Here is a 22753-nt window from a genome sequence, read left to right as displayed (position 1 = left end):
CTGTGAGAAAAGCGCTTGAAACCTAAAAGTTTCAAGCGCTCGGGAGTTTTGAAACTTTAGGTTCAAAACTAAATCATGGAACTTCGAAGAAGTTCGCTGATGTCCGTACTCACCCAAGGAAAGTCTCAACGAAGATTTGATCTTAATCTGACTCTCCTTTTTGGAGAGTTTTTTGGTTTGGGTCTTATTTTCCAAAAGGGCTAAAAAATGGTATAATGTAAGCGATATTGTACAGAAAAGAGAAATGTTATGCCAAATTATGCCATTATTTTAGCAGCGGGGAAAGGTACCCGTATGAAATCAGATCTGCCCAAGGTTCTTCACAAGGTTGCTGGGATCTCTATGTTGGAGCATGTCTTCCGTAGTGTTGGAGCTATCTCACCTGAGAAGACGGTAACGGTTGTGGGCCACAAGGCGGAATTGGTGGAGCAAGTATTAGCTGGACAAACAGAGTTTGTCAAACAAACCGAACAATTGGGAACTGGTCATGCGGTCATGATGGCAGAGCCAGTCTTGGAAGGTCTTGAAGGGCATACTCTTGTCATCGCAGGTGATACTCCTTTGATTACGGGTGAAAGCCTCAAACACTTGATCGATTTTCATATCAACCACAAAAATGTGGCAACCATTTTGACAGCCGAAGCAGCCAATCCATTTGGCTATGGTCGGATTGTCCGCAATGATAATGCGGAAGTGCTTCGAATCGTCGAGCAAAAGGATGCGACAGATTTTGAAAAACAAATCAAAGAAATCAATACAGGAACTTATGTCTTTGACAATGCGCGCCTCTTTGAAGCTTTGAAAAATATCAACACAAACAATGCCCAAGGCGAATACTATATCACGGATGTCATCGGTATTTTCCGCGAGGCTGGTGAAAAAGTCGGGGCCTATACGCTCAAAGATTTTGATGAAAGTCTTGGGGTTAACGACCGCGTGGCCCTTGCAACAGCAGAAGGCATCATGCGTCGTCGCATTAACCAAGCCCACATGGTCAATGGGGTGAGCTTTGTCAATCCAGATGCGGCCTATATCGATGTCGATGTTGAGATCGCACCAGAAGTGCAAATCGAAGCCAATGTTACCCTAAAAGGGCACACAAAGATTGGGGCTGAGACCGTTTTAACCAATGGCACCTATATTGTGGACAGTGAAATCGGTGCAGGTGTTGTTATTACCAACTCTATGATTGAAGAGAGCACGGTAGCCGATGGCGTAACGGTAGGACCATACGCTCATATTCGTCCAGGATCTAGCCTCGCCAAAGATGTCCATATCGGGAACTTTGTCGAAGTCAAAGGTTCGTCTATTGGCGAAAATACCAAAGCAGGTCATTTGACCTACATCGGTAACTGTGAAGTCGGCAGCAACGTTAACTTTGGTGCTGGAACCATCACGGTGAATTATGATGGCCAACACAAGTTTAAAACGACGATTGGAAACAATGTCTTTGTCGGCTCCAATTCGACGATTATTGCACCAGTTGAATTAGGTGACAATTCCTTAGTCGGTGCTGGATCTACCATTACCAAGGATGTGCCAGCAGATGCGATTGCGATTGGTCGTGGCCGTCAAGTGAATAAAGAAGAGTATGCCCTTCGCTTGCCACACCATCCTAAAAATAAATAGGAGATTCTCATGCAATTTGAAGAAAAAACCATTGAGCGCAAGGAGATTTATCAGGGACCGATTTTCCAAGTGGTCACTGATCAAGTAGAACTACCCGCTGGAAAAGGCCAAGCGCAGCGTGATTTAATCTTCCATAACGGAGCAGTAGCGGTTTTGCCGATCACAGAAGATGGAAAGACGATCTTGGTCAAGCAGTACCGCAAGGCGATTGAAAGGACCTCAGTGGAGATTCCAGCAGGGAAGTTAGAAAAGGGAGAAAATGCAGATCCTAAAGCAGCTGCTCTGCGCGAATTGGAAGAAGAAATTGGCTACACGGCGGATCTAGAGTTGTTGTATGATTTTTATTCTGCCATTGGTTTTTGTAATGAGCGAATCAAACTTTATGGTGCGACCAACTTGAAAAAGGTGGAAAATCCACGTCCACAAGATGCGGATGAGACCTTAGAGTTATTAGAAGTGACCTTGAAGGAAGCCAAAGATTTGATCCAAACTGGCGAAATCTGTGATGCCAAGACCATCATGGCGATCCAATATTGGGACTTAATCAATAAATAGAGGAGGATCCGATGGGAAAACCTTTATTAACCGATGAAATGATTGAACGAGCAAGGCGAGGTGAGGACATCACCGGTCCTAAAATGGTCGATGCGGAAGAGACGAAAATTATTCGGACAGACCACAGAGGATTTGGCTATGAACGTCCTATGAGAGAGAGTCGTATGGAGCGTCCACAAGAGCGTTATTCTCAGGATACTGTGCAGATCCAAGTGGAGCCCACAGTGACCAAGAGTCGTCGCATTGAAGAACGCAAACAAAGTGTGGTCCAATCCAAACTCAATAAGATTTTGTTCTGGATCATTGTGCTCCTCATTGCCCTGATTATTGCTATTTGGCGTCTATAAGGTCGTCACAAGGAGAGAAACGACATGAAAATTGGAATTATCGCAGCCATGCCCCAGGAGTTGAAGATCTTGGTTGAAGCCCTTGAAAATGGGGAAAAGCATCTGCGTCTTGGAAAAGTCTACTATACAGGATCGATTGGACGTCATGAGGTCGTTTTGGTGGAAAGTGGTATCGGAAAAGTCATGTCTGCTATGAGTGTAGCAGTCTTGGCCAATGATTTTAAAGTGGAAGCCATCATCAATACGGGTTCTGCAGGTGCCGTTGCCCCAGGGATGGCTGTTGGAGATATCGTTCTTGCGAACAAATTGGCCTATTATGATGTGGATGTGACAGCCTTTGGCTATAAGTATGGTCAAATGGCAGGTCAACCGCTTTACTTTGAATCCAGTCGCTATTTTGTATCAGAAATGAAAAAAGTTCTGGAAGAAGAAGCTGCAACCACACATGTGGGCTTGATTACAACAGGAGATAGCTTTATCGCGAGTGAAGAAAAAGTCGCAGCCATTCGGGAGCATTTTCCAGAAGTCTTGGCAGTTGAGATGGAAGGGACAGCCGTTGCTCAAGCCGCTCACGCAGCTGGACGTCCCTTTATGGTTATTCGAGCTATGAGTGATACGGCAGATCACGCAGCCAATATCTCTTTTGATGAATTTATCGGGGAAGCTGGCGAACGCTCTGCTCGAACCCTGATTACCTTCTTGAAGAGATTGGTGTAAAATAAACAATAGATAGAAGTGGGATTGGATGAATTTTTTTACAATTCATTTTGTCCCTCTTCTTTTTTTGAAGCCGATTCTTTCAGAAATAGGGAACTTTCATGCTATAATAAAGACTAGTAATGTAAAGGAGAGAATATGGTTTTATCAAAGAAACGGGCACGACATGTGATTGAAGAAATTATCGCCCTCTTTCCAGATGCTAAGCCAAGTCTGGATTTTCGTAATCATTTTGAATTACTAGTAGCAGTCATGCTCTCAGCTCAGACGACAGACGCGGCTGTTAACAAAGCGACACCAGGTTTGTTTGCGGCTTTTCCAACCCCGCAAGCCATGGCAGCAGCCAGTGAAGCTGATATCGCCAAGCATATTTCTAAATTAGGCCTCTATCGAAATAAGGCCAAATTTCTCAAAAAATGTGCCCAGCAATTGCTAGATAACTTTGATGGTCAAGTGCCTCAGACTCGTGAAGAGTTAGAAAGTCTAGCAGGAGTAGGACGCAAGACAGCCAATGTGGTCATGAGTGTAGGTTTTGGTATTCCAGCTTTTGCTGTCGATACCCATGTGGAGCGGATCTGCAAGCACCATGATATTGTCAAGAAATCAGCGACGCCATTAGAAGTTGAAAAGCGTGTCATGGATGTTCTGCCAAAGAGCGAATGGCTAGCTGCCCATCAAGCCATGATTTATTTTGGACGGGCTATTTGCCATCCTAAAAATCCTGAATGTGACCAGTACCCACAACTCTATCATTTTGATTAGGAATCAGTTCCTCTGCTCGAAAGTGCAGAGGTTCTTTTTTGTGATGAAACGTATATTTATTAAAAGGATTGAAAGGTGATTTCTTTGTTGGATCTGGTGGTAGGTGCCTAGACTCCCCTATCCGGCTTCTTTGTGATCGATTTCAAGATGCTTTTTCTTTATATCTTATTATATTCATTCAGAAAAAACGAACTTTTTTAAAATAAATTTGGTTTTTTTAAGAAATAGTGTATAATGGTAGAAAATCTAACATAAGGAGATAGTGATGAAAGCAAAAAAACTGTTAGCTCTTGCAGGAGTTTCTGTTGCAGGTGCCTTTTTCTTAGCAGCGTGTGGCGGTGGTAGTAGCAATCAAGCAACTTACTCATTCGTCTATTCAGCGGATCCAAATACCTTGGATTACATCGCTGCAACTCGTACAACAACTTCAGATGTCACAAGTAACCTTGTAGATGGTCTTCTTGAAAACGACCGATACGGAAACTTTGTGCCAAGCCTAGCAGAAGATTGGACTGTCTCTGAAGATGGATTAACCTATACTTACAAACTTCGTAAGGATGCCAAATGGTATACGAGTGAAGGGGAAGAATATGGTGCTGTAACGGCTCAAGACTTTGTTACAGGGATCAAACACGCGGTTGAGTCTAAATCAGAAGGTCTTTTCTTGATTCAAAATTCGATCAAAGGTTTGGATGCCTACGTAAAAGGGGAAACCAAAGACTTTAACACAGTTGGTGTCAAAGCCTTAGACGACCACACCATCCAATATACTTTGGTTCGTCCAGAAAGCTTCTGGAACTCAAAAACAACCTCAGGTGTTCTTTTCCCAGTCAATGCGGATTTCTTGAAATCGCAAGGAAAAGATTTTGGTTCGTTGAAACCTAGCAGCATCTTATACAATGGTCCATTCTACTTGAAATCATTGACTTCAAAATCTGAGATTGAATTGGTCAAGAACAAAGACTATTACGATGCGAAAAATGTTCATATCGATAATGTCAAATTGACCTTTAACGATGGATCAAACCCAGATTCTATCATTAAGAACTTTGAAAAAGGTCAATATTCCTTTGCATCTGTTATGCCAAACAGCTCGACTTATAAGAGTGTCAAGAAAAACTTTGGCGACAACATTGTCTACGGTTTGCAATTAGGAACATCCTACTATCTTGGATTCAACTTGGACCGTCAAAAGTATGACCACACTGCCAAAACTACGGATGAACAAAAAGCTTCTACCAAGAAAGCAATCCTGAACAAGGACTTCCGTCAAGCGGTGAACTTTGGTTTTGACCGCAAATCATATGCGGCACAAGTATCTGGATCTGATGCGGCTGAAAATACCCTTCGTAGCACTTTGGTGCCACCAACATATGTTCAAGTCAATGGAGAAGATTTTGGTAAGGTCGTTGAAAAACAATTGGTTACCTATGGGGATCAATGGAAGGGTGTGAGCCTGGACGATGGTCAAACAAGCCTTTACAATCCAGAAAAAGCCAAAGCTTCATTTGCGAAAGCCAAAGCTGAATTGCAAAAACAAGGAGTTCAATTCCCAATTCATTTGGACTACATTGTCAGCCAAGTGGACAACAGCATGGTCCAACAAGCTAGCTCCTTCAAACAATCTGTAGAGTCAGCGCTTGGTGCAGACAATGTCGTTGTGGACCTTCAAAAGGTATCGGATGATGATTTCCAAAATATCACCTACTTCAGCGATACAGCGGCTGCGAGAGATTATGACATCTCAGGCGGTGGTTGGGCTCCTGACTACCAAGACCCATCGACTTACCTCGAAAGTATCAGCCCAGTAAATGGTTCTGTCTTCTACTATCTTGGTATTGATGCAGGTTCAAACAACCCAGCCATTGCAACAGTTGGGTTGGATCAATACGCTAACATGTTGAAAGACGCCGATGCTGAATTGTTGGATCAAGGAAAACGCTATGAAAAATATGCAGCAGCGCAAGCATGGTTGACAGATAGCTCGATTACGCTTCCAACTGTTTCAAATGGTGGTTCTCCAATGCTTCAACGGACCGTACCATACAGCCGTGCTGCTTCATGGGTTGGTACAAAAGGAACAGGAACATTCTACAAATACCTTGAAATGTCTAAAGATGTTGTCACAACAAAAGACTTTAACAAGGCCAAAGAAGAATGGTTGAAGAAAAAAGCAGAATCCAATAAAAAAGCTCAAGAAGATCTCAAAGATCACATTGAGAAGAAAAAATAAAATAATCAATCATTGGTCTATCAATGAAGATAAAAAAGTCGGAGCCGTCATGTGAAGGCTCCGGTTTTTTTATGTCTCGAAAGTCAGTCTGTCTCATTCTTTAAGATGAAAGATAAATAAATCACCCGCTATTGAACTGTACTCACAAAAATAGATTTTTGGGTATGGCTCATAGACGGGTGATGATCATTCTATTCACTAAATCTTAAAAAATAGCCATCTGGATCTAAAACTGCAAATTCATGAGGATAGATATACTGTTCACCAACACGAAATTTTCTTTTGTTATACCCTATGCTTTTTAGTGAAAGCGTTTCCTGTTTTAATTTAAATAAACTATAAAAAATGATATAATACATGTGAGTCAACCACTTTAAGGAGAACAATCCTGATGAAAAACAAAATAATATTAAGCTCTGTAATGCTTCTATCTGCATTTATACTAGCAGCATGCGGAAACGGAGAGAAGAAAGCAGCAGAAACTACGGCTGCATCAACGACAAAAGCTCAAACAACAACTCCTGGGTCTTCTTCTGGGTCAAAAGAAATATCCCTTGCAGATACTCAACGTATCGGAAATGAAAAATTTGGTTATATCAATATCCCTAAAGATTGGGTCGTATACAATGACAAAACTCAAAGTAGCCAAACGCTCAAATATTCATCACCAGACAAACACAATGCGTTAATAATGGGCTCAAACACTAAAGATACTGTTGAACTTGGCCCCAACGAAACCTTTGACGCAGAGTTATTTGCGAACCGTTTATATAGCTCATTCGGAAAACACAAAAATCGAACTAGTATAGAAGGTGTAAAAGCTATATTTGCCGGTGGGGACGCTTTCTTAATAAAAGTAACAGTTAAAGATGGGAGTACTTTATACGTATGGGTATTCCAAAAAGGAGATAAAGTATACACAATCATAATCCAAGGTTCAGAAGATATGATTAAATCCTTAAGACCTGTTCTCGAGCAATCTTGGGGATTAGATCCAAATATTCCTGGGAAATAATCCCCAAAAGACTAAAAGAGAGTGGGACAGAAATTGGTAATTCGTTAGAATTCGATTTCGTTGTCCCACCTCCGCACAGTTGAGTAGGGCTGTAAAAGCTGATGAAATCAGCGTAGTAGAGCCCACTCAACCACTGCGTCTTGCTCGACAATCCAAAAATAATTGAGAGGCTAGGACTTTTGTCCCAGTCTCTTTCTTTTTTTGTTTCTTTTTCTACTCTAGTGATCTATTTTCTTATTCACTAAATCTTAAAAAATAGCCATCTGGATCCAGAACTGCAAATTCATGAGGATAGATATAATGATCACCAACACGAAATTTTCTTTTAATTAATGGGCGATGAATTGGATAGTTAGACTCGATTACTTTTTGATAGAGTCTAGGGACATCTTTTATGCCGAAGGAGATATTAACTCCACGACCAAAGGGGTAGGTCAGTTCAGCTAGTTCCTCCTTACTCCCCTCCTCTATCATGAGCTGGCACTCTTCAAGAGAAAGAAAGAGGAAGTTCTCTTCTGGTCGCCCGTATTCGATGGTAAAACCCAGTAAATCACAGTAGAAGGAACGGGACTGCTCTATATTCGATACAATAAACTCAGGAATCACTGCATTGAAATTCATAAAGAACATCCTTACAAATCAATTTCTAATACAATTGGTGTATGATCTTGACGAGCGCCTGAGTCAATCATATCTGATTTAGTGACCTTGTCAGCAATGCGGTTTGAGGTCAACCAATAGTCGATTCTCCAGCCTGTGTTGTTGATTTTTGATGTCTTGCTACGTTGTGCCCACCAAGTGTAGCGTTCTGGGACATCACCATGGACATGGCGGAAGGTATCTGTAAATCCTTTGGCCAAAAGATTTGTAAATCCTTCGCGTTCTTCGTCTGTGAAACCTGGTGAACGACGGTTGCTGGCAGGGTTGGCAAGGTCGATTTCCTTGTGGGCCACGTTGTAGTCTCCAGTAGCAAGGACAGGTTTTTCTTTGTCTAAGTCAGCCAAATATTCAGCATATTTGACATCCCATACTTGGCGTTCTGCTAGGCGTTTGAGGCCATCACCGGCATTAGGAGTATAGACTTGTGTTACAAAGAAGCCATCAAATTCCAGAGTAATGATCCGGCCTTCCAAGTCCATGGTCGAAGGAGCACCGATCTCTGGGAAAGTCACAATAGGGGAGAGCTCTTTTTTGTAGAGGAACATAGTCCCAGCGTAGCCTTTACGAGCCGACTCTTGAGAAGAACGCCAGGTGTTTTCATATTGCGGAAAGAGTTCCTCAAGAATTTCGAGGTGTTTTTTAGTAGGTCCTTTGGCGGATAACTTGGTTTCTTGAATGGCAATGATATCTGCATCCTCAGCGACCAAGGTTTGAAGGACTTCTTGAGAGAGTTTAGCACGTGCTGAATCGCTGGTCAATGCAGCATTAAGCGAGTCGATATTCCATGAAATGAGTTTCATTGTGTTTCCTTTTCTTGACATAATTGATAGTTTTATTATAACAAAATTTTAATAATTTTCTGATCACAATGCCTTGAAAGCTCTTGTGAAATCTATTATAATAGATTGAATTCATTTGGAGAAAGGGAGTTCTTTATGAAATTTTACTCTTATAACTATGTGTTGGGTCAGATCAGTCAGCAAAATTGGGTGACCATTGGGATCTCTGGTTTGCTCATTCTACTGACTGGTTTTTTTGCGGTGAAAGCCTATCGGGATAAGCACGATAGCAAATTCCGTGAATTATCCATTATCTCGATTTTGACTCTGGTTGCAGTGGTCTTGATCGGCATCAGCAGTTTCCAAAATAGCCAAAGTAATAATGACCAATTTCAACGTTCTCTGCATTTTATTGAGGTCATCTCAAAGGAGTTGGATGTCAAAAAAGAAGACGTCTATGTCAATACTTCAGCAGCCACAGATGGGGCGATCCTGAAGGTTGGAGAGGTTTATTACCGAGCTATCGCAGGATCTGACCCAGATAGCTACCTATTAGAAAAGATGGATCTGTATAAAACAGACGTGGAACTTGTGGAGGTGAACAAATGATAGTAAATTTTTTAAACATCTTGATTAAATTAGCTTTGGGCTTGATTTCCTTGGTATTTGTCATCAATGTGACCGGGAAAGGAAACTTAGCACCAAATTCTGCAGTAGACCAGATACAGAACTTTGTTCTTGGGGGCATTATTGGTGGGGTCATCTACAATAGCTCCATTACCATTCTTCAATACATTGTGATTCTCTTAATGTGGACTATTTTGATCTTGCTCTTAAAATGGCTCAATACCAATGTTCGTTTTATGAAGCACTTGATTGATGGAAAACCAACTGTCATCATTAAAAATGGGAAACTGGATCCGGAAGCGTGTCGTTCCAAAGGACTTTCTGCTTCAGATGTTGCTTTGAAACTACGTGGACAAGGGATTTTTCAATTAAAAGATGTGAAGCGCGCTGTTATTGAACAAAATGGTCAATTGATCGTTGTCCGTGCGGGGGATGAGAATCCTAAATACCCAATCATTATGGATGGTGTGGTTCAGCTTGAAATTTTGGAAACAATTGGGAAAAGTGAAGAGTGGTTGCTAGCTGAATTGGAAAAAGAAGGCTATGACAACGTTTTGGATATTTTCATTGCTGAGTATGACAAAGGAAAAATCAATGTTGTGACTTATTAGAAAAAAAGATTGGGCGAGCATGTCCAATCTCAAATTGAAGACAAAATAGTCTTAAAAACTTTCCTTAGGTGAGTACGGACGTCAGCGAACTTCTACGAAGTTCCATGACTTAGTTTTGAACCTAAAGTTTCAAAACTCCCGAGTTCCTGAAACAATTGTGTTTCAGGAACTTTTCTCACGGCGGAAAGTTTCGACATATGCTTGAATAAGCTTAAAAATTAAAAATCAATATTTTTTCAACCACCTCACATAAGGTTGTACATGTAAAAAAGTTTGTGTTAATTTCAAGATTGGGCGAGCAGGTCCAATCTTTTTTCTTCATAAAATTCCAGGAAAGGTCCCTTCCTTTTCTTGAGATACTCTTGGAAAAATAGTAAAATGGAAGGTAAGTGTTGATTAGAAAAGAAGGATAGAACATTTCATGAAGAAGAAAATACGGAAGTTTGAGAATCATTCGATAACACGCAGACTCTATCTGCTGTTTAGTTTGATTTGCCTTCTTTTTTTGGTTCTGATTGCCCGACTTGGCTATATGCAGATCTCTCACCAAGCCTACTATACGGATAAATTGTCAAAAGCTACCAAAAAGACGGTCAAACAAGGGAGTGTGCGAGGGCAAATCTATGATGCTTCTGGTAAGCCCTTGGTGGAAAATGTGGGAAAACAAGTCCTGACTTTTACGCGCGATCGTAAAATGACGGCCCAAGAAATGCGAGAGACAGCTGGGAAACTCCTGCAGTATGTCGACGTAGAAAATCCTCAAGTAACCGAACGGCAAGAAGTGGATTACTATCTAGCCAATACCAAGGTCTACCAAGAGGTCGTGGAACACCTGCCTGAGAAAAAGAAATTTGATACTGATGGCAATCGTCTACCAGAAGCTAAAATCTATCAAGCGGCAGTGGACAGCATTGACCCTTCAAAACTCGGTTACACAGATGATGAGAAAAAGATTATCTATCTTTATAGCCAAATGAATGCTGTGGAGAATTTTGCGACGGGGATTATTTCGACGCAAGCACTAGGAGCTGAGCAGATTGCGACCATCGCGGCTGACAGTCAGGACCTTCCTGGAATTGCGATCACGACCAGCTGGGACCGCAAGGTTTTGGATACTCCTTTAGCTTCTATCATCGGAACGGTTTCGACTGAGCAGGCAGGACTTCCAGCAGAAGAAGTCGAGGAATATGTCAAAAAAGGTTATGCCCTCAATGACCGGGTTGGAACATCTTATCTCGAAAAGGAATACGAAAACGTCCTTCAAGGAAAACGCAGTGAAAAAGAAATTCTCCTGGATAAAAATGGCAACATGGATAAAGTTGTAGACATTTCAAAAGGAGCTAAGGGAGAAAACCTCAAGCTCTCGATTGACTTGGATTTCCAAAAAGGGGTGGAAGATATTCTCCGCTCTGCCTTTAGCGCAGAGTTGCAAGCTGGAAATGCGACCTACTCCGAAGGTGTCTATGCTGTAGCCCTTGAGCCTGATACAGGGAAAGTCCTTGCCATGGCAGGGATCAAACACCAGGCTGGTAGTCAAGATTTATCAACCGATGCTTTGGGAACAGTCACCAATGTTTTCGTCCCAGGATCGGTCGTTAAAGGAGCAACCTTGACTTCAGGATGGGAAAATGGTGCCATTTCCGGCAATCAGGTACTGACCGATCAGCCCATTGTTTTTGCAGGATCAGCTCCTATCAATTCTTGGTTTACCCAATACGGCAGTCGCTCCATCAATGCAGTAGAAGCTTTGGAATATTCTTCTAATACCTACATGGTCCAGATTGCTCTTAAGATGATGGGGCAACCCTACACTCCCAATATGACCTTACAAGTGGATCAGGTGGACCCTGCTATGAAAAAATTGCGTTCTACTTTTGCAGAGTACGGTCTTGGAACGTCAACGGGGATTGACCTTCCCAATGAATCGACAGGCTTTATTCCGAAAGAGTATACAGTCGGCAATTATTTGACCAATGCCTTTGGCCAGTTTGACAACTACACCCCTATGCAATTGGCTCAGTATGCGGCAACCGTTGCAAATGATGGGAAGCGGGTGAGTCCTCATATCGTCGAAGGCATCTATGACAATAATGATCAAGGTGGCCTCGGTCAGTTGAAAAAAGCGATCGAAGCCAAGGAGCTCAATCAAGTCCATATCTCAGCGGAGGACATGGCTTTGATCAAGCAAGGGTTTTACCAAGTGGCCAATGGTACGAGTGGGTTGACGACAGGAAAAACCGTTGGTCGTGGAGCCAGTGTGCCCATCAGTGCAAAGACTGGTACAGCTGAAACCACTGTCGATGGAGGCAAACAAGCCATTAATACCAATGTGGTGGCGTATGCACCATCGAATAATCCAAAGATTGCGGTAGCGGTGGTCTTTCCACATAATACCAATCTACAGGCGACGGTAAGTCATTCCATCACGCGTGACATTATTAACTTATACAATCAGAAACACCCCATGAATTAGAAAGGAAACTATGCTTTATCCAGCACCTATTGCAAAATTAATTGACAGCTATTCGAAGTTGCCAGGAATTGGGATCAAAACAGCGACCCGTCTTGCTTTTTACACTATTGGCATGTCAGATGATGATGTGAATGAATTTGCCAAGAACTTACTCAATGCCAAGCGTGAGCTGGGGTATTGCAGCATTTGTGGCAATTTAACCGATGAAGAAACCTGCGAGATTTGTCGAGATGAAACGCGGGATCCATCCCTCATTCTGGTTGTAGAAGATAGCCGGGATGTATCTGCTATGGAAAATATCCAGGAATACCACGGTCGCTACCATGTCTTGCATGGCTTAATCTCGCCCATGAATGGCGTGGGACCCGATGATATCAATCTCAAGACTTTGATTAGTCGCTTGATGGATGGAACAGTCACAGAGGTCATTGTTGCGACCAATGCGACGGCAGACGGGGAAGCGACATCTATGTATATCTCGCGTGTGCTCAAGCCAGCAGGGATCAAAGTGACTCGTTTGGCACGGGGGCTAGCAGTTGGAGCCGATATCGAGTATGCGGACGAAGTGACCTTGCTTCGCGCGATTGAAAATCGGACAGAATTATAAGAGAAGTTCTTTCGAAAGGGCTATCATTGTGGTATACTATCAAGTAAGAAATCAAGGGAACAATTAGGGAGAAACTATGAGCAAACAAGACTTAATCCTGTTGTATGGTGGACGTAGTGCAGAGCGTGAAGTATCTGTTCTTTCAGCAGAAAGCGTGATGCGCGCGATTGATTACCAAGCATTTTCGGTTCAAACCTACTTTATTACGCAGTCCGGAGACTTCATCCAGACGCAAGCTTTTGAAGAGAAGCCAGCGGATGATGAGAAATTGATGACCAACGATACAGTAGATTGGTCTAAAAAAGTCGCACCATCAGCGATTTACAAGGAAGGAGCAGTGGTCTTTCCAGTGCTTCATGGACCGATGGGAGAAGATGGTTCCATCCAAGGCTTCTTAGAAGTCTTGAAAATGCCTTATGTCGGCTGTGGCATCCTGGCTTCTAGTGTCGCGATGGACAAGATCACCACCAAACGGGTCTTGGAGTCTGCAGGGATTCCACAAGTTCCTTATGTAGCTGTAGTGGAAGGCGATGACTTGGAGGAGAAAATTGCTGCAATTGAAGCCACTCTCTCTTATCCTGTCTTTACCAAACCATCCAATATGGGTTCTAGTGTAGGGATTTCAAAATCTGAAAACCAAACAGAGCTTCGGGCTGCTCTCGAATTGGCCTTCAAGTACGATAGCCGTGTCTTAGTAGAACAAGGGGTTAATGCGCGTGAGATCGAAGTTGGACTGCTTGGAAACTATGATGTGAAGAGTACCTTGCCAGGTGAAGTTGTGAAAGATGTGGCCTTCTATGATTATGATGCCAAATACATCGACAATAAAATTACTATGGCTATTCCAGCTCAATTGGACCCTGAAGTTGTGAAAACCATGCGGACCAACGCAGAAAAAGCCTTTCGTGCAATCGGTGGTCTAGGTTTAGCGCGTTGTGATTTCTTCTATACCGATAAAGGAGAGATCTTCTTAAACGAACTCAATACTATGCCAGGATTTACCCAATGGTCTATGTATCCCTTGCTTTGGGACAATATGGGACTTAACTATACAGATTTGATCACCAAGTTAGTAGAGCTTGGAAAAGAAGTCTTCCAAAAACACGAAGCGCATTTGTTGTAAGAAAAGAGAGAGTGGGACAGAAATCGGTAATTCGTTAGAATTCGATTTCGTCGTCCCACCTCCGCACAGTTGAGTAGGGCATCTTTGAAACTTGAAAAGCGAACAACTACTTAGGAAACTTGCTTAGCAAGTCCTATCTACCACCTCAAAGCAGTGCTTTGAGCACTCAACCACTGCGTCTTGCTCGACAATCCAAAAACAATCAAGAGGCTAGGACTTCTGTCCCAGCCACTTTTTTTGTGGTCTAGAATATGGTATAATGAGAAGAATTTGATAGGAGCGTCCAAATTTTTGAAGACGCTACGGAGAACTGAGGAGTCGGATATGAATCTCACATTACATGAAGTTGCTCATCTAGTACATGCAAAAAATGATATCAGCCAATTTGAAGATGTGGCTCTCGTCAAGCCTGAATTTGACAGCCGTTTGATTGGGCCTGGAGACCTGTTTGTTCCTTTAAAGGGAGCGCGTGATGGTCATGACTTTATTGAGACTGCTTTTGAAAACGGAGCCGTAGCCACTTTTTCAGAGAAAGTGGTAGAAGGCCACCCTTATATTTTGGTGGAAGATGTGCTGAGTGCTTTTCAAACATTAGCTGCAGCCTATCTTCAAAAGACAAAAGTGGATGTTTTTGCAGTGACGGGGTCAAATGGTAAAACCACCACAAAAGATATGTTGGCACAGCTTTTGTCCACTACTTACCTAACCTATAAAACACAGGGAAACTATAATAACGAAATTGGTCTTCCTTATACGGTTTTGCATATGCCAGAAGGGACAGACAAACTGGTCCTTGAAATGGGGCAAGACCATCTAGGAGATATCCATCTCTTGTCAGAATTGGCGCATCCAAAAGCTGCTATTGTCACCTTGATTGGGGAAGCCCATTTGGAATTCTTCAAAGATCGAAGTGAGATCGCAAAAGGAAAACTCCAGATTGCGGACGGGATGCCAGAAGGTGGTCTTCTGGTAGTTCCAGCTGATCCGATCGTCGATGCCTACCTTCCTGAAAAACAAACAGTCGTACGCTTTGGCCCAGACGAGGAGATTTTTATTACTGAGTTAATCGAGCGAAAGGATAGCTTAACTTTCCGAGCGAATTTCTTAGAAGAAGCGATTGATCTTCCGGTAACAGGAAAATACAATGCGACCAATGCTATGATTGCAGCTTATGTTGCCCTGCAAGAAGGAGTGAGTGAAGCTGCGATTCGTGATAGTTTTGAAACCTTGCAATTGACGCGCAACCGGACAGAATGGAAGAAGGCCAGTAACGGAGCGGATATCCTATCCGATGTCTACAATGCCAATCCAACGGCTATGCGCCTAATCTTAGAAACTTTCTCTACCATTCCTGCTAATCCAAATGGTCGAAAATTAGCCGTTCTGGCAGATATGAAAGAACTAGGGGAGCAATCTGTAGATCTGCACAACCAAATGATTCTTAGCCTCTCGCCGGATGTTTTGGATACGGTTATTTTCTATGGCCAAGACATTGCAGGATTGGCTCAGTTAGCGAGTCAGATGTTCCCACTCGGACATGTCTATTATTTCAAGAAGACAGCTGAGGAAGACCAGTTTGAGGATATGGTCAAACAAGTCAAGGAAAGCTTGAAAGAGCAAGACCAAATCCTTATCAAGGGAAGCAATTCCATGAATTTGGCAAAATTGGTAGAGGAATTGGAGAATGGTAAGTAATAATGTACTGAAGGACATTCAGCGCTTGATTTCAATCACCAATACAGGCTTAGCATTCTCAAAAGATCCATTTGATCAAGAGCGCTACCAGGATATTCGTGAAATTTTACAGGATCTTGTGAGAGAAACGACTGATCTGAATTCACAAGAATTATCGGATTTGTTTCGACCGACAAACTATTATGACACCCCCTTAATTGATGTTAGGGCTTGGATTGTCAAAGATAGAAAACTTTGTCTGGTGAAAGGTCAGGGAGAAGAGACCTGGGCTTTGCCGGGTGGTTTTGGTGAGGTTGGCTATTCTCCTAAAGAAAATATTTTAAAGGAAATTCAAGAAGAAACGGGCTATGTAGCACGTGTCAATCGGTTGTTGGCAGTATTTGATACCAATCGCTACCAATTGCAAAGCCGCCAATATGTGAAATTGGTATTTGAATGTGAATTGCTGGATGGAAGTTTTCAACAGAATCAGGAAATTTCTGATCTTGCATTTTTTGAGAGAGGGAAAATGCCTGCTCTTTCTACCAAGCGCAATACAGAAGAACAATTGAATTTCCTTTGGGAGGTTTATGATGGGAAACGAGATTTGTATTGTGATTAAAAACGATCTATAAATTAAAGGGATATAAAAATGACACTTTGGGATTTATTGTTTACGAACCAAAAATCAGCCCCGCCTGAGTTTGGACTCTGGTATTTTTTCCTACCAGTTTCCTTGTTGGTGGTTGGCTACTTTTCTATCAAATATGCGCAGTCAAAAAGCTACCAACGCTTTTGGTACTGGGCACAATTGATTCAAGTCCTGACCATCAATGCTTGGTATATTCTAGCCCACATGCCTTTGACAGATAATTTGCCTTTTTATCATTGTCGCTTGGCTATGCTTGCGATCCTCTTTGCACCGAGAGGGACCTATATCAAGCAATATTTTGCCTTGTTGGGAGTTCTAGGATCCATTGCGGCCTTGGTTTATCCAGCCTTTGACCCCTTCCCCTTCCCCCATATTACTGTGCTCAATCTGATTTTTAGTCACTGGGCCTTGTTTGCCAATAGTTTGATTTACCTGCAAGATTTTTATCAGTCGGAAAAGCAAGATAGCTTACGAATTGTTAAGATCACCTTTGGCATGAATGCAGTCATCTTTTTGGTCAACCTTTTGACCAGAGGAGATTACGGCTTCTTACGACGTCCACCAATCATTGGAGACCACGGTGCTCTCTTTAACTACCTCTTGGTCAGCATCGTGATGGTAGCTGGTATTTGCTTGGTCAATCAACGCTATAAATACAAATACAAGATGGTCGAAGAGAGTATCGTTTCGCGTTCAGAATAAAAAGAGCAGATAAGGGAAAGAAATCATGACACTTTGGGACTTATTTTTCACCAGTCAACCAACGGCCCCTCCTCAATTAGGAGTCTGGTATTTCTTATTGCCGACTTCATTGGTGGTAGTGGGAGTTCTGTCCATTCGATTTGCTCACTCTAAAGCCTACCAAAACTTTTGGTATTGGGGGCAGTTGATCCAGTTGCTTATCATCAACTCTTGGTATCTAGCTGCTCGCTTGCCTCTTTCAGAGAGTCTTCCCTTCTATCATAGCCGGATGGCTATGTGGATTATTCTCTTAGCTCCTAAGAGCAGCTTCAAGCAATATTTTGCCCTCGTGGGAGTCTTTGGCTCCATTATGGCCTTGGTTCATCCCGTCTTTTATCCCTACCCTTTTCCTCACGTATCCTCGATCAACAATGTCTTTGGTCACTGGGCTCTCTTGGCCAACTGTTTGATCTATCTGGTTCAATCCTACCAGGTGGAAGAAGGGGCTGTTTGGAAAATCTGTCAGATGACGTTTGGGATCAATGCCATTATTCAGCTTGCGAATCTCGCAACAGGTGGAAACTACGGCTTTATGCGTCGGCCTCCTGTGATCGGTGACCATGGCCTTGTGCTCAACTATTTCATCGTGACAGTTCTCATGACGGGGACACTGATTTTCATCAATACGATCGTTCAGTACAGTAAGAAAAGAAGAATACCTAAATCTGTTTAAATAAGGAGATTTTATGCATCATTTTTTCACTACAGAATCAACAGCACCACCAGCAATCTCAGCACTTTGGTATAGTGTGATGGTCTTGTTCGTTGTGACAGCGATTATGATGTCACTTCGCTATTATCAGAATGAGCAATTTCGCAAATGCTTTCAATACTTACAAGGCTTCCAGTTAATTTGCTTGTATCTTTGGTATTTTGCCTACCACATTCCTTGGTCCAATAGCTTACCATTTTATCATTGCCGTTTGGCCATGTTTGCGGTCTTGTTTTTACCAGACCGCTGGAAAAGTAAACAGTTCTTTGCCTTGATGGGAGTGAGTGGAGCCATCTTTGCCTTGGGTTATCCAGTCTTTGATCCCTATACTTTCCCTCATATTACAAGCTTTTCTTTCCTCCTCGGACATTACTGTCTTTTAATCAATTCCTTGATTTATCTCTTGAGATGGTATGATCGAAACCTCTTAAAAAATAGTCAGATTGTTCTCTATACCTTTGCCTTAGATTTATTCCTGGTTGGAGTCAATCAATTGACGGGAGGAAATTATGGCTTGATGGCCCGCCCTCCGATTATGAGAGGGGATAAGGTGTGGCTCAACTATCTGGTTGTATCCAGTATTTTAGCTCTTGCTTTATTACTCTTTAATCAGTTCTTCAGTCGCAGAAGTGAGCGGGTGAAAGTGAGAAAATAACAAGTAGGAAGGTTGGGATATCTCGGTCTCAACCCTGTTTTATATTAAAGGAGAATATATGAAGCGTTTCTTGCTAATGATTTCCCTCATTTGGAGTTTGGTTTGTACAATCACGATCGCACATGCAGATGATGAAGTTCGCTATTCGATTGAATCCTATGTAGGACACCTCCAATTGCAGGAAGATAGCCAAGCAACATTTACACAAGAGATTACCTATCAGTTTCAGACAGGCTATCATGGTCAATATGTGACCTTAGGAAGCGCTGATCCTCTTCCAAAAGGGTTTAAGATTCATCGTAATCCTGAGGTGGAAGCCTATGTGGATGGGGAAAAACGAGAGATTCGTGTAGAGGAAACAGACCTGGAAGATGGCCGTCAATTAAAAATATACAATGCCCGTATCGTCGGAGGAACGGTCAAGATCAAAGTAAAATGGAAGATTGATCATCTCTTGACTTTCTACAAGGATATTGCAGAACTGAATTGGTTTCCTATTTCAGATGGAGATGAGAAAGTCGCGAAATTAGATTTTTATGTGGATGGCTTGGATGCCAAGCAGGGAAAACTGTATGCCCATACTGGTTACTTTAATCCACCAGCCCAAGTTGAACGAACTGCAACTGGTTATCATATTTGGACAAAGGATTTTCCCAAAAATGGTAAGCTCGAACTGCATGGCTATTGGCCAATGACAGAGGCCCTGCGTCGAGACCAAGCAAATGAGATTAACCAGGGAAATGGAAAAGAGAAATTTCTCAAAAAAGAGAAATCCATTGAACAAAAAACATTCTTTTATCGGACCCTTCTACTCAAAGTCGTTCCAATTGTATCGGTTCTTTTATTTATCCTAGCTTTCATTCCATGGATCCGGTATTTTATCAGTACCAGAACTCGTCGAATTTCAAAAGGAGTACGATTATACGAACCACCACAGAATTTACCTCCTCTTGTCCTAGCTAAGGCACTGTATCAACTTGATTTTGAACGGATGGTGATGTCTAGAGAGAAGGGGCAACTAAAATTTAATCATCTCATCCAGGCAACCATGTTAGATCTCATTGACCGAGGAAATCTTCGGTTGACTAGGGATGAAAATGGGGAAACCTTGACTTGTCTCCATTATGAAGGCTTGGCTGATTTTGAATTAAAGTTTATTGAAATGATTTTTGATCAAGAATCTGCAATTAATATCAGTGAGGTATTCTCAAAGTATAAAATTGATAAAGTAGCCCTAAAAAAAGACTTTCGAGCTGCTAAATCAGACACCCAACGAGACCGTATTCGAAAGATCGGAAATGAAGTTCAATCCCTTTTAAAAAAGGATGCCCAGCAATTGTCAAAAGGTGTCGATAAGGAGATTGCGAAATTAGGATTGCCTTCTTATTTTAGAGACTTATCTGAGAAAGAAGAAGCTCTTTCAAAAACAGGCTGTGCCTTACATTTTTGGCTCTTACTGATCTTATTTGTGAGCATGTGTTTCTTATCTTTTGGATTCGGTTCACACCTATCTTCCTTCTATTTTTGGATGATTGTATTGTTGGTCGTCTTCTTCATTCCATTTTATATTCTTGTGAAAATTCGCGAAGATCATCTACAATCCTTAGAGAACTTGGATTCACAATTCCAATGGATGGCCTTTCGAAATATGATCGAAAGTATTCCAAATTTCAACCAAGCAGAACTTGAGAGTGTCATCCTATGGAATCGTATCTTAGTCTATGCAACCATGTATGGTCAAGCTAAAAAAGTGAGTCAGGTACTCAAAAATCATCAGATTTCCTTACCATATGAGAATTGGGATGCTGTTGTTTGGATAACGACCTCTTCAAATTCCTTCCTAGACGGCTCTACCTTGATGAGTTATGCAGATGATTCCTATAGCGTTTCAAGCTTCTCTACTAACTCCTCAGATGGCAGTGGCGGTTTTGACGGCGGTGGCTTTTCTGATGGTGGCGGTGGCGGAGGATTTGGAGCCTTCTAACAGTCATGATAAGAGGACTAGAATCGACGGATTTTGGTCTTTCTTTTTGCTCTCAAAGAAGAATCATCGTTGAAAAAAGTGCCTATTTTCGCTATAATAGGACAGATAGAGAAATTGAGGAGAAATCCGATGTAGAGATGAATTTATAAATTTATCAAAAAATAAGAAGAGAAAGAATTAGGAACATGAACCTACAAGAAGAAATTAAAAAACGCCGTACCTTTGCCATTATCTCCCACCCGGATGCTGGTAAAACGACGATTACAGAGCAGTTGCTCTACTTTGGGGGAGAGATTCGGGAAGCCGGTACTGTCAAAGGGAAGAAAACAGGAAACTTTGCTAAATCTGACTGGATGGATATCGAGAAGCAACGTGGGATTTCGGTAACCTCATCTGTTATGCAGTTCGACTATGATGGCAAACGGGTCAATATCCTTGATACACCAGGGCACGAGGACTTCTCAGAAGATACTTATCGGACCTTGATGGCGGTGGACGCTGCCGTCATGGTGGTGGACTCTGCCAAGGGGATTGAGGCCCAAACCAAGAAATTGTTTGAGGTTGTGAAACACCGTGGCATTCCCGTCTTTACCTTTATGAATAAGCTGGACCGTGACGGTCGTGAGCCACTGGACCTCTTACAAGAATTGGAAGAAGTCTTAGGTATCGCGAGTTACCCAATGAACTGGCCGATTGGGATGGGGAAAGCCTTTGAGGGACTCTATGACCTTTATAACCAACGTTTAGAACTCTATAAAGGAGACGAGCGTTTTGCTAGTCTAGAAGACGGAGACAAGCTTTTTGCCAACAACCCTTTCTACGAGCAAGTGAAAGACGACATCGAACTCTTGCAAGAAGCAGGAAATGACTTTTCAGAAGAAGCCATCCTTGCGGGTGAATTGACTCCCGTCTTCTTCGGCTCAGCCTTAACCAATTTTGGAGTACAGACTTTCTTGGAAACCTTCCTCAAGTTTGCTCCGGAGCCTCATGGACATAAAAAAACAGATGGCGAACTTGTCGATCCTTATGATAAGGATTTCTCAGGCTTTGTCTTTAAAATCCAAGCCAACATGGACCCTCGTCACCGTGACCGCATCGCCTTTGTCCGTATTGTATCTGGTGAATTTGAGCGTGGGATGAGCGTCAACCTGCCTCGTACTGGTAAGGGAGCGAAACTCTCCAATGTTACCCAGTTTATGGCCGAAAGCCGTGAGAATGTCAGCAATGCTGTAGCAGGAGACATCATCGGGGTTTACGATACCGGTACTTATCAGGTTGGAGATACTTTGACAGTGGGCAAAAACAAGTTTGAATTTGAACCACTGCCAACCTTTACGCCTGAAATCTTCATGAAAGTGTCAGCCAAGAACGTCATGAAGCAAAAATCCTTCCACAAAGGGATTGAGCAATTGGTGCAAGAAGGAGCTATTCAGCTCTATACCAACTACCAAACAGGTGAATACATGCTTGGTGCCGTTGGTCAATTGCAGTTTGAAGTCTTTAAGCACCGGATGGAAAATGAATACAATGCCGAAGTGGTCATGAGCCCAATGGGTAAAAAGACAGTTCGCTGGATCAAACCAGAAGACTTAGATGAGCGCATGTCTTCAAGCCGAAATATCTTGGCGAAGGACCGCTTTGACCAACCTGTCTTCCTCTTTGAAAACGACTTTGCCCTCCGCTGGTTTGCGGATAAGTATCCAGACGTTGAGCTGGAAGAAAAGATGGGGTAAGGAATTTTTCAAAACTGATCCATAACAAAAAAATAAGAAAACGAAAATCTATCCGTTTTCGCTTATAAAGGAGAAATGATGGGATTATTAAGTGGTTTGATGGGCAATGCCTCTCAAAAAAATGTTGATAAAGTAGAAAGAGATCTGGAAGATATCTTGGTGCCGGGAGAGCAAGTCACACTTGCTTTTAGCTTGATTCGTGATTTAATCGTCTTTACAGAGTTTCGTTTGATCTTGGTGGATAAGCAAGGAGTAACAGGAAAGAAAACGTCCTACAAATCCCTTCCTTATCGCTCGATCTCTCGATTTTCAGTCGAAACTTCCGGTCATTTTGATTTGGATGCCGAATTAAAAATCTGGGTCTCTTCTGCAGTCGAGCCTTCAGAAGTTTTACAATTCAAGAGTGACAGCAGCGTCATTGAAATCCAGCAAGCATTAGCCAGTGCAGTTTTTAAATAAAAATA

22 protein-coding genes and 1 pseudogene are annotated in these 22753 nt (G+C 42.2%); 20 read left to right on the top strand and 3 right to left on the bottom strand.

Annotated elements, in window-relative coordinates; all coding sequences use genetic code 11:
* Positions 1 to 249: 249 nt before the first annotated feature.
* From glmU to RDV49_RS09135, 6 genes are all read left to right on the top strand, one after another.
* Complete coding sequence (glmU, locus tag RDV49_RS09160) at positions 250 to 1629, top strand: bifunctional UDP-N-acetylglucosamine diphosphorylase/glucosamine-1-phosphate N-acetyltransferase GlmU (protein ID WP_003006235.1); 1380 nt, start codon at positions 250 to 252, stop codon at positions 1627 to 1629.
* A gap of 9 nt (positions 1630 to 1638) precedes the next feature.
* The gene (locus RDV49_RS09155) at positions 1639 to 2184 is read left to right on the top strand and encodes an NUDIX hydrolase (protein WP_003006238.1); all 546 of its coding nucleotides are present in this window, start codon (positions 1639 to 1641) and stop codon (positions 2182 to 2184) included.
* Positions 2185 to 2195: 11 nt separating this feature from the next.
* Positions 2196 to 2531, top strand: coding sequence for a cell wall synthase accessory phosphoprotein MacP (macP, locus tag RDV49_RS09150; RefSeq protein ID WP_003006241.1), 336 nt, complete (start codon positions 2196 to 2198; stop codon positions 2529 to 2531).
* 24 nt (positions 2532 to 2555) lie between these two features.
* Positions 2556 to 3248 (top strand): 5'-methylthioadenosine/adenosylhomocysteine nucleosidase, encoded by a 693-nt coding sequence (locus RDV49_RS09145; RefSeq protein ID WP_003006246.1) that lies wholly within the window; start codon positions 2556 to 2558, stop codon positions 3246 to 3248.
* 138 nt (positions 3249 to 3386) lie between these two features.
* Entirely contained in the window at positions 3387 to 4010 is a 624-nt protein-coding gene (gene nth / locus RDV49_RS09140; protein ID WP_003006251.1) for an endonuclease III, read from the top strand.
* Positions 4011 to 4275: 265 nt separating this feature from the next.
* A complete protein-coding gene (locus RDV49_RS09135) occupies positions 4276 to 6243 on the top strand; it encodes a peptide ABC transporter substrate-binding protein (protein ID WP_003006253.1) in 1968 nt (655 codons plus the stop codon).
* Between the two features lie 191 nt (positions 6244 to 6434).
* Here the strand turns inward: RDV49_RS09135 and RDV49_RS09130 are convergent.
* A pseudogene (locus tag RDV49_RS09130) lies at positions 6435 to 6527 on the bottom strand (bleomycin resistance protein); the annotation flags it as partial.
* A gap of 107 nt (positions 6528 to 6634) precedes the next feature.
* Here RDV49_RS09130 and RDV49_RS09125 point away from each other — a divergent pair.
* Positions 6635 to 7258, top strand: a complete 624-nt coding sequence (locus tag RDV49_RS09125) for a hypothetical protein (RefSeq protein ID WP_003006259.1) — start codon at positions 6635 to 6637, stop codon at positions 7256 to 7258.
* 234 nt (positions 7259 to 7492) lie between these two features.
* Here the strand turns inward: RDV49_RS09125 and RDV49_RS09120 are convergent, their stop codons facing one another.
* The gene (locus RDV49_RS09120; protein ID WP_037607806.1) at positions 7493 to 7879 is read right to left on the bottom strand and encodes a bleomycin resistance protein; all 387 of its coding nucleotides are present in this window, start codon (positions 7877 to 7879) and stop codon (positions 7493 to 7495) included.
* Between the two features lie 11 nt (positions 7880 to 7890).
* Positions 7891 to 8718 carry an exodeoxyribonuclease III gene (locus RDV49_RS09115; RefSeq protein ID WP_037607808.1) on the bottom strand — a complete coding sequence of 276 codons (828 nt, stop codon included), beginning with the start codon at positions 8716 to 8718 and terminating at the stop codon, positions 7891 to 7893.
* A gap of 135 nt (positions 8719 to 8853) precedes the next feature.
* Here RDV49_RS09115 and RDV49_RS09110 point away from each other — a divergent pair, with 135 nt between their 5' ends.
* The 13 genes from RDV49_RS09110 (at position 8854) to RDV49_RS09050 (ending at position 22748) form a co-directional block, all read left to right on the top strand.
* Positions 8854 to 9306 (top strand): DUF3290 family protein, encoded by a 453-nt coding sequence (locus RDV49_RS09110; RefSeq protein WP_003006267.1) that lies wholly within the window; start codon positions 8854 to 8856, stop codon positions 9304 to 9306.
* A complete protein-coding gene (locus tag RDV49_RS09105) occupies positions 9303 to 9935 on the top strand; it encodes a DUF421 domain-containing protein (RefSeq protein WP_003006271.1) in 633 nt (210 codons plus the stop codon). The genes RDV49_RS09110 and RDV49_RS09105 overlap by 4 nt, the downstream gene beginning before the upstream one ends.
* Positions 9936 to 10356: 421 nt before the next feature.
* Entirely contained in the window at positions 10357 to 12408 is a 2052-nt protein-coding gene (pbp2b, locus tag RDV49_RS09100; protein WP_003006273.1) for a penicillin-binding protein PBP2B, read from the top strand.
* A 10-nt stretch (positions 12409 to 12418) separates the two neighbouring features.
* A complete protein-coding gene (gene recR, locus RDV49_RS09095; protein ID WP_003006276.1) occupies positions 12419 to 13015 on the top strand; it encodes a recombination mediator RecR in 597 nt (198 codons plus the stop codon).
* A gap of 76 nt (positions 13016 to 13091) precedes the next feature.
* Positions 13092 to 14138, top strand: coding sequence for a D-alanine--D-alanine ligase (locus tag RDV49_RS09090; RefSeq protein ID WP_003006278.1), 1047 nt, complete (start codon positions 13092 to 13094; stop codon positions 14136 to 14138).
* Positions 14139 to 14462: 324 nt separating this feature from the next.
* On the top strand, positions 14463 to 15833 hold the full coding sequence (locus RDV49_RS09085) for a UDP-N-acetylmuramoyl-tripeptide--D-alanyl-D-alanine ligase (protein ID WP_037607809.1): 1371 nt from the start codon (positions 14463 to 14465) through the stop codon (positions 15831 to 15833).
* Positions 15823 to 16434: an NUDIX hydrolase gene (locus tag RDV49_RS09080; RefSeq protein ID WP_003006285.1), complete on the top strand. Its 612-nt coding sequence runs from the start codon at positions 15823 to 15825 to the stop codon at positions 16432 to 16434. The genes RDV49_RS09085 and RDV49_RS09080 overlap by 11 nt, the downstream gene beginning before the upstream one ends.
* A 30-nt stretch (positions 16435 to 16464) precedes the next feature.
* Positions 16465 to 17166 carry a YwaF family protein gene (locus RDV49_RS09075; protein ID WP_003006289.1) on the top strand — a complete coding sequence of 234 codons (702 nt, stop codon included), beginning with the start codon at positions 16465 to 16467 and terminating at the stop codon, positions 17164 to 17166.
* Positions 17167 to 17191: 25 nt separating this feature from the next.
* Entirely contained in the window at positions 17192 to 17878 is a 687-nt protein-coding gene (locus RDV49_RS09070; protein WP_003006292.1) for a YwaF family protein, read from the top strand.
* 13 nt (positions 17879 to 17891) lie between these two features.
* A complete protein-coding gene (locus RDV49_RS09065; protein WP_003006294.1) occupies positions 17892 to 18572 on the top strand; it encodes a YwaF family protein in 681 nt (226 codons plus the stop codon).
* A 58-nt stretch (positions 18573 to 18630) separates the two neighbouring features.
* Complete coding sequence (locus tag RDV49_RS09060; protein WP_003006297.1) at positions 18631 to 20556, top strand: DUF2207 domain-containing protein; 1926 nt, start codon at positions 18631 to 18633, stop codon at positions 20554 to 20556.
* A 185-nt stretch (positions 20557 to 20741) separates the two neighbouring features.
* Positions 20742 to 22289, top strand: a complete 1548-nt coding sequence (locus RDV49_RS09055; RefSeq protein WP_003006300.1) for a peptide chain release factor 3 — start codon at positions 20742 to 20744, stop codon at positions 22287 to 22289.
* Positions 22290 to 22367: 78 nt separating this feature from the next.
* Positions 22368 to 22748 (top strand): PH domain-containing protein, encoded by a 381-nt coding sequence (locus RDV49_RS09050; RefSeq protein ID WP_004219989.1) that lies wholly within the window; start codon positions 22368 to 22370, stop codon positions 22746 to 22748.
* Positions 22749 to 22753 lie beyond the last annotated feature (5 nt).

This window comes from Streptococcus parasanguinis, assembly GCF_031582885.1.
Taxonomy (GTDB): Bacteria; Bacillota; Bacilli; order Lactobacillales; family Streptococcaceae; genus Streptococcus; species Streptococcus parasanguinis_M.
Note: the sequence above shows the minus strand (reverse complement) of the source record. Positions and strands in the feature narration are given on the sequence as shown.

Bases quoted from the DNA above. Each gene is read 5' to 3' on its own strand.
- glmU (WP_003006235.1), top strand. From the start codon at position 250: ATGCCAAATTATGCCATTATTTTAGCAGCGGGGAAAGGTACCCGTATG.
- RDV49_RS09155 (WP_003006238.1), top strand. From the start codon at position 1,639: ATGCAATTTGAAGAAAAAACCATTGAGCGCAAGGAGATTTATCAGGGA.
- macP (WP_003006241.1), top strand. From the start codon at position 2,196: ATGGGAAAACCTTTATTAACCGATGAAATGATTGAACGAGCAAGGCGA.
- RDV49_RS09145 (WP_003006246.1), top strand. From the start codon at position 2,556: ATGAAAATTGGAATTATCGCAGCCATGCCCCAGGAGTTGAAGATCTTG.
- nth (WP_003006251.1), top strand. From the start codon at position 3,387: ATGGTTTTATCAAAGAAACGGGCACGACATGTGATTGAAGAAATTATC.
- RDV49_RS09135 (WP_003006253.1), top strand. From the start codon at position 4,276: ATGAAAGCAAAAAAACTGTTAGCTCTTGCAGGAGTTTCTGTTGCAGGT.
- RDV49_RS09125 (WP_003006259.1), top strand. From the start codon at position 6,635: ATGAAAAACAAAATAATATTAAGCTCTGTAATGCTTCTATCTGCATTT.
- RDV49_RS09120 (WP_037607806.1), bottom strand. From the start codon at position 7,879: ATGAATTTCAATGCAGTGATTCCTGAGTTTATTGTATCGAATATAGAG.
- RDV49_RS09115 (WP_037607808.1), bottom strand. From the start codon at position 8,718: ATGAAACTCATTTCATGGAATATCGACTCGCTTAATGCTGCATTGACC.
- RDV49_RS09110 (WP_003006267.1), top strand. From the start codon at position 8,854: ATGAAATTTTACTCTTATAACTATGTGTTGGGTCAGATCAGTCAGCAA.
- RDV49_RS09105 (WP_003006271.1), top strand. From the start codon at position 9,303: ATGATAGTAAATTTTTTAAACATCTTGATTAAATTAGCTTTGGGCTTG.
- pbp2b (WP_003006273.1), top strand. From the start codon at position 10,357: ATGAAGAAGAAAATACGGAAGTTTGAGAATCATTCGATAACACGCAGA.
- recR (WP_003006276.1), top strand. From the start codon at position 12,419: ATGCTTTATCCAGCACCTATTGCAAAATTAATTGACAGCTATTCGAAG.
- RDV49_RS09090 (WP_003006278.1), top strand. From the start codon at position 13,092: ATGAGCAAACAAGACTTAATCCTGTTGTATGGTGGACGTAGTGCAGAG.
- RDV49_RS09085 (WP_037607809.1), top strand. From the start codon at position 14,463: ATGAATCTCACATTACATGAAGTTGCTCATCTAGTACATGCAAAAAAT.
- RDV49_RS09080 (WP_003006285.1), top strand. From the start codon at position 15,823: ATGGTAAGTAATAATGTACTGAAGGACATTCAGCGCTTGATTTCAATC.
- RDV49_RS09075 (WP_003006289.1), top strand. From the start codon at position 16,465: ATGACACTTTGGGATTTATTGTTTACGAACCAAAAATCAGCCCCGCCT.
- RDV49_RS09070 (WP_003006292.1), top strand. From the start codon at position 17,192: ATGACACTTTGGGACTTATTTTTCACCAGTCAACCAACGGCCCCTCCT.
- RDV49_RS09065 (WP_003006294.1), top strand. From the start codon at position 17,892: ATGCATCATTTTTTCACTACAGAATCAACAGCACCACCAGCAATCTCA.
- RDV49_RS09060 (WP_003006297.1), top strand. From the start codon at position 18,631: ATGAAGCGTTTCTTGCTAATGATTTCCCTCATTTGGAGTTTGGTTTGT.
- RDV49_RS09055 (WP_003006300.1), top strand. From the start codon at position 20,742: ATGAACCTACAAGAAGAAATTAAAAAACGCCGTACCTTTGCCATTATC.
- RDV49_RS09050 (WP_004219989.1), top strand. From the start codon at position 22,368: ATGGGATTATTAAGTGGTTTGATGGGCAATGCCTCTCAAAAAAATGTT.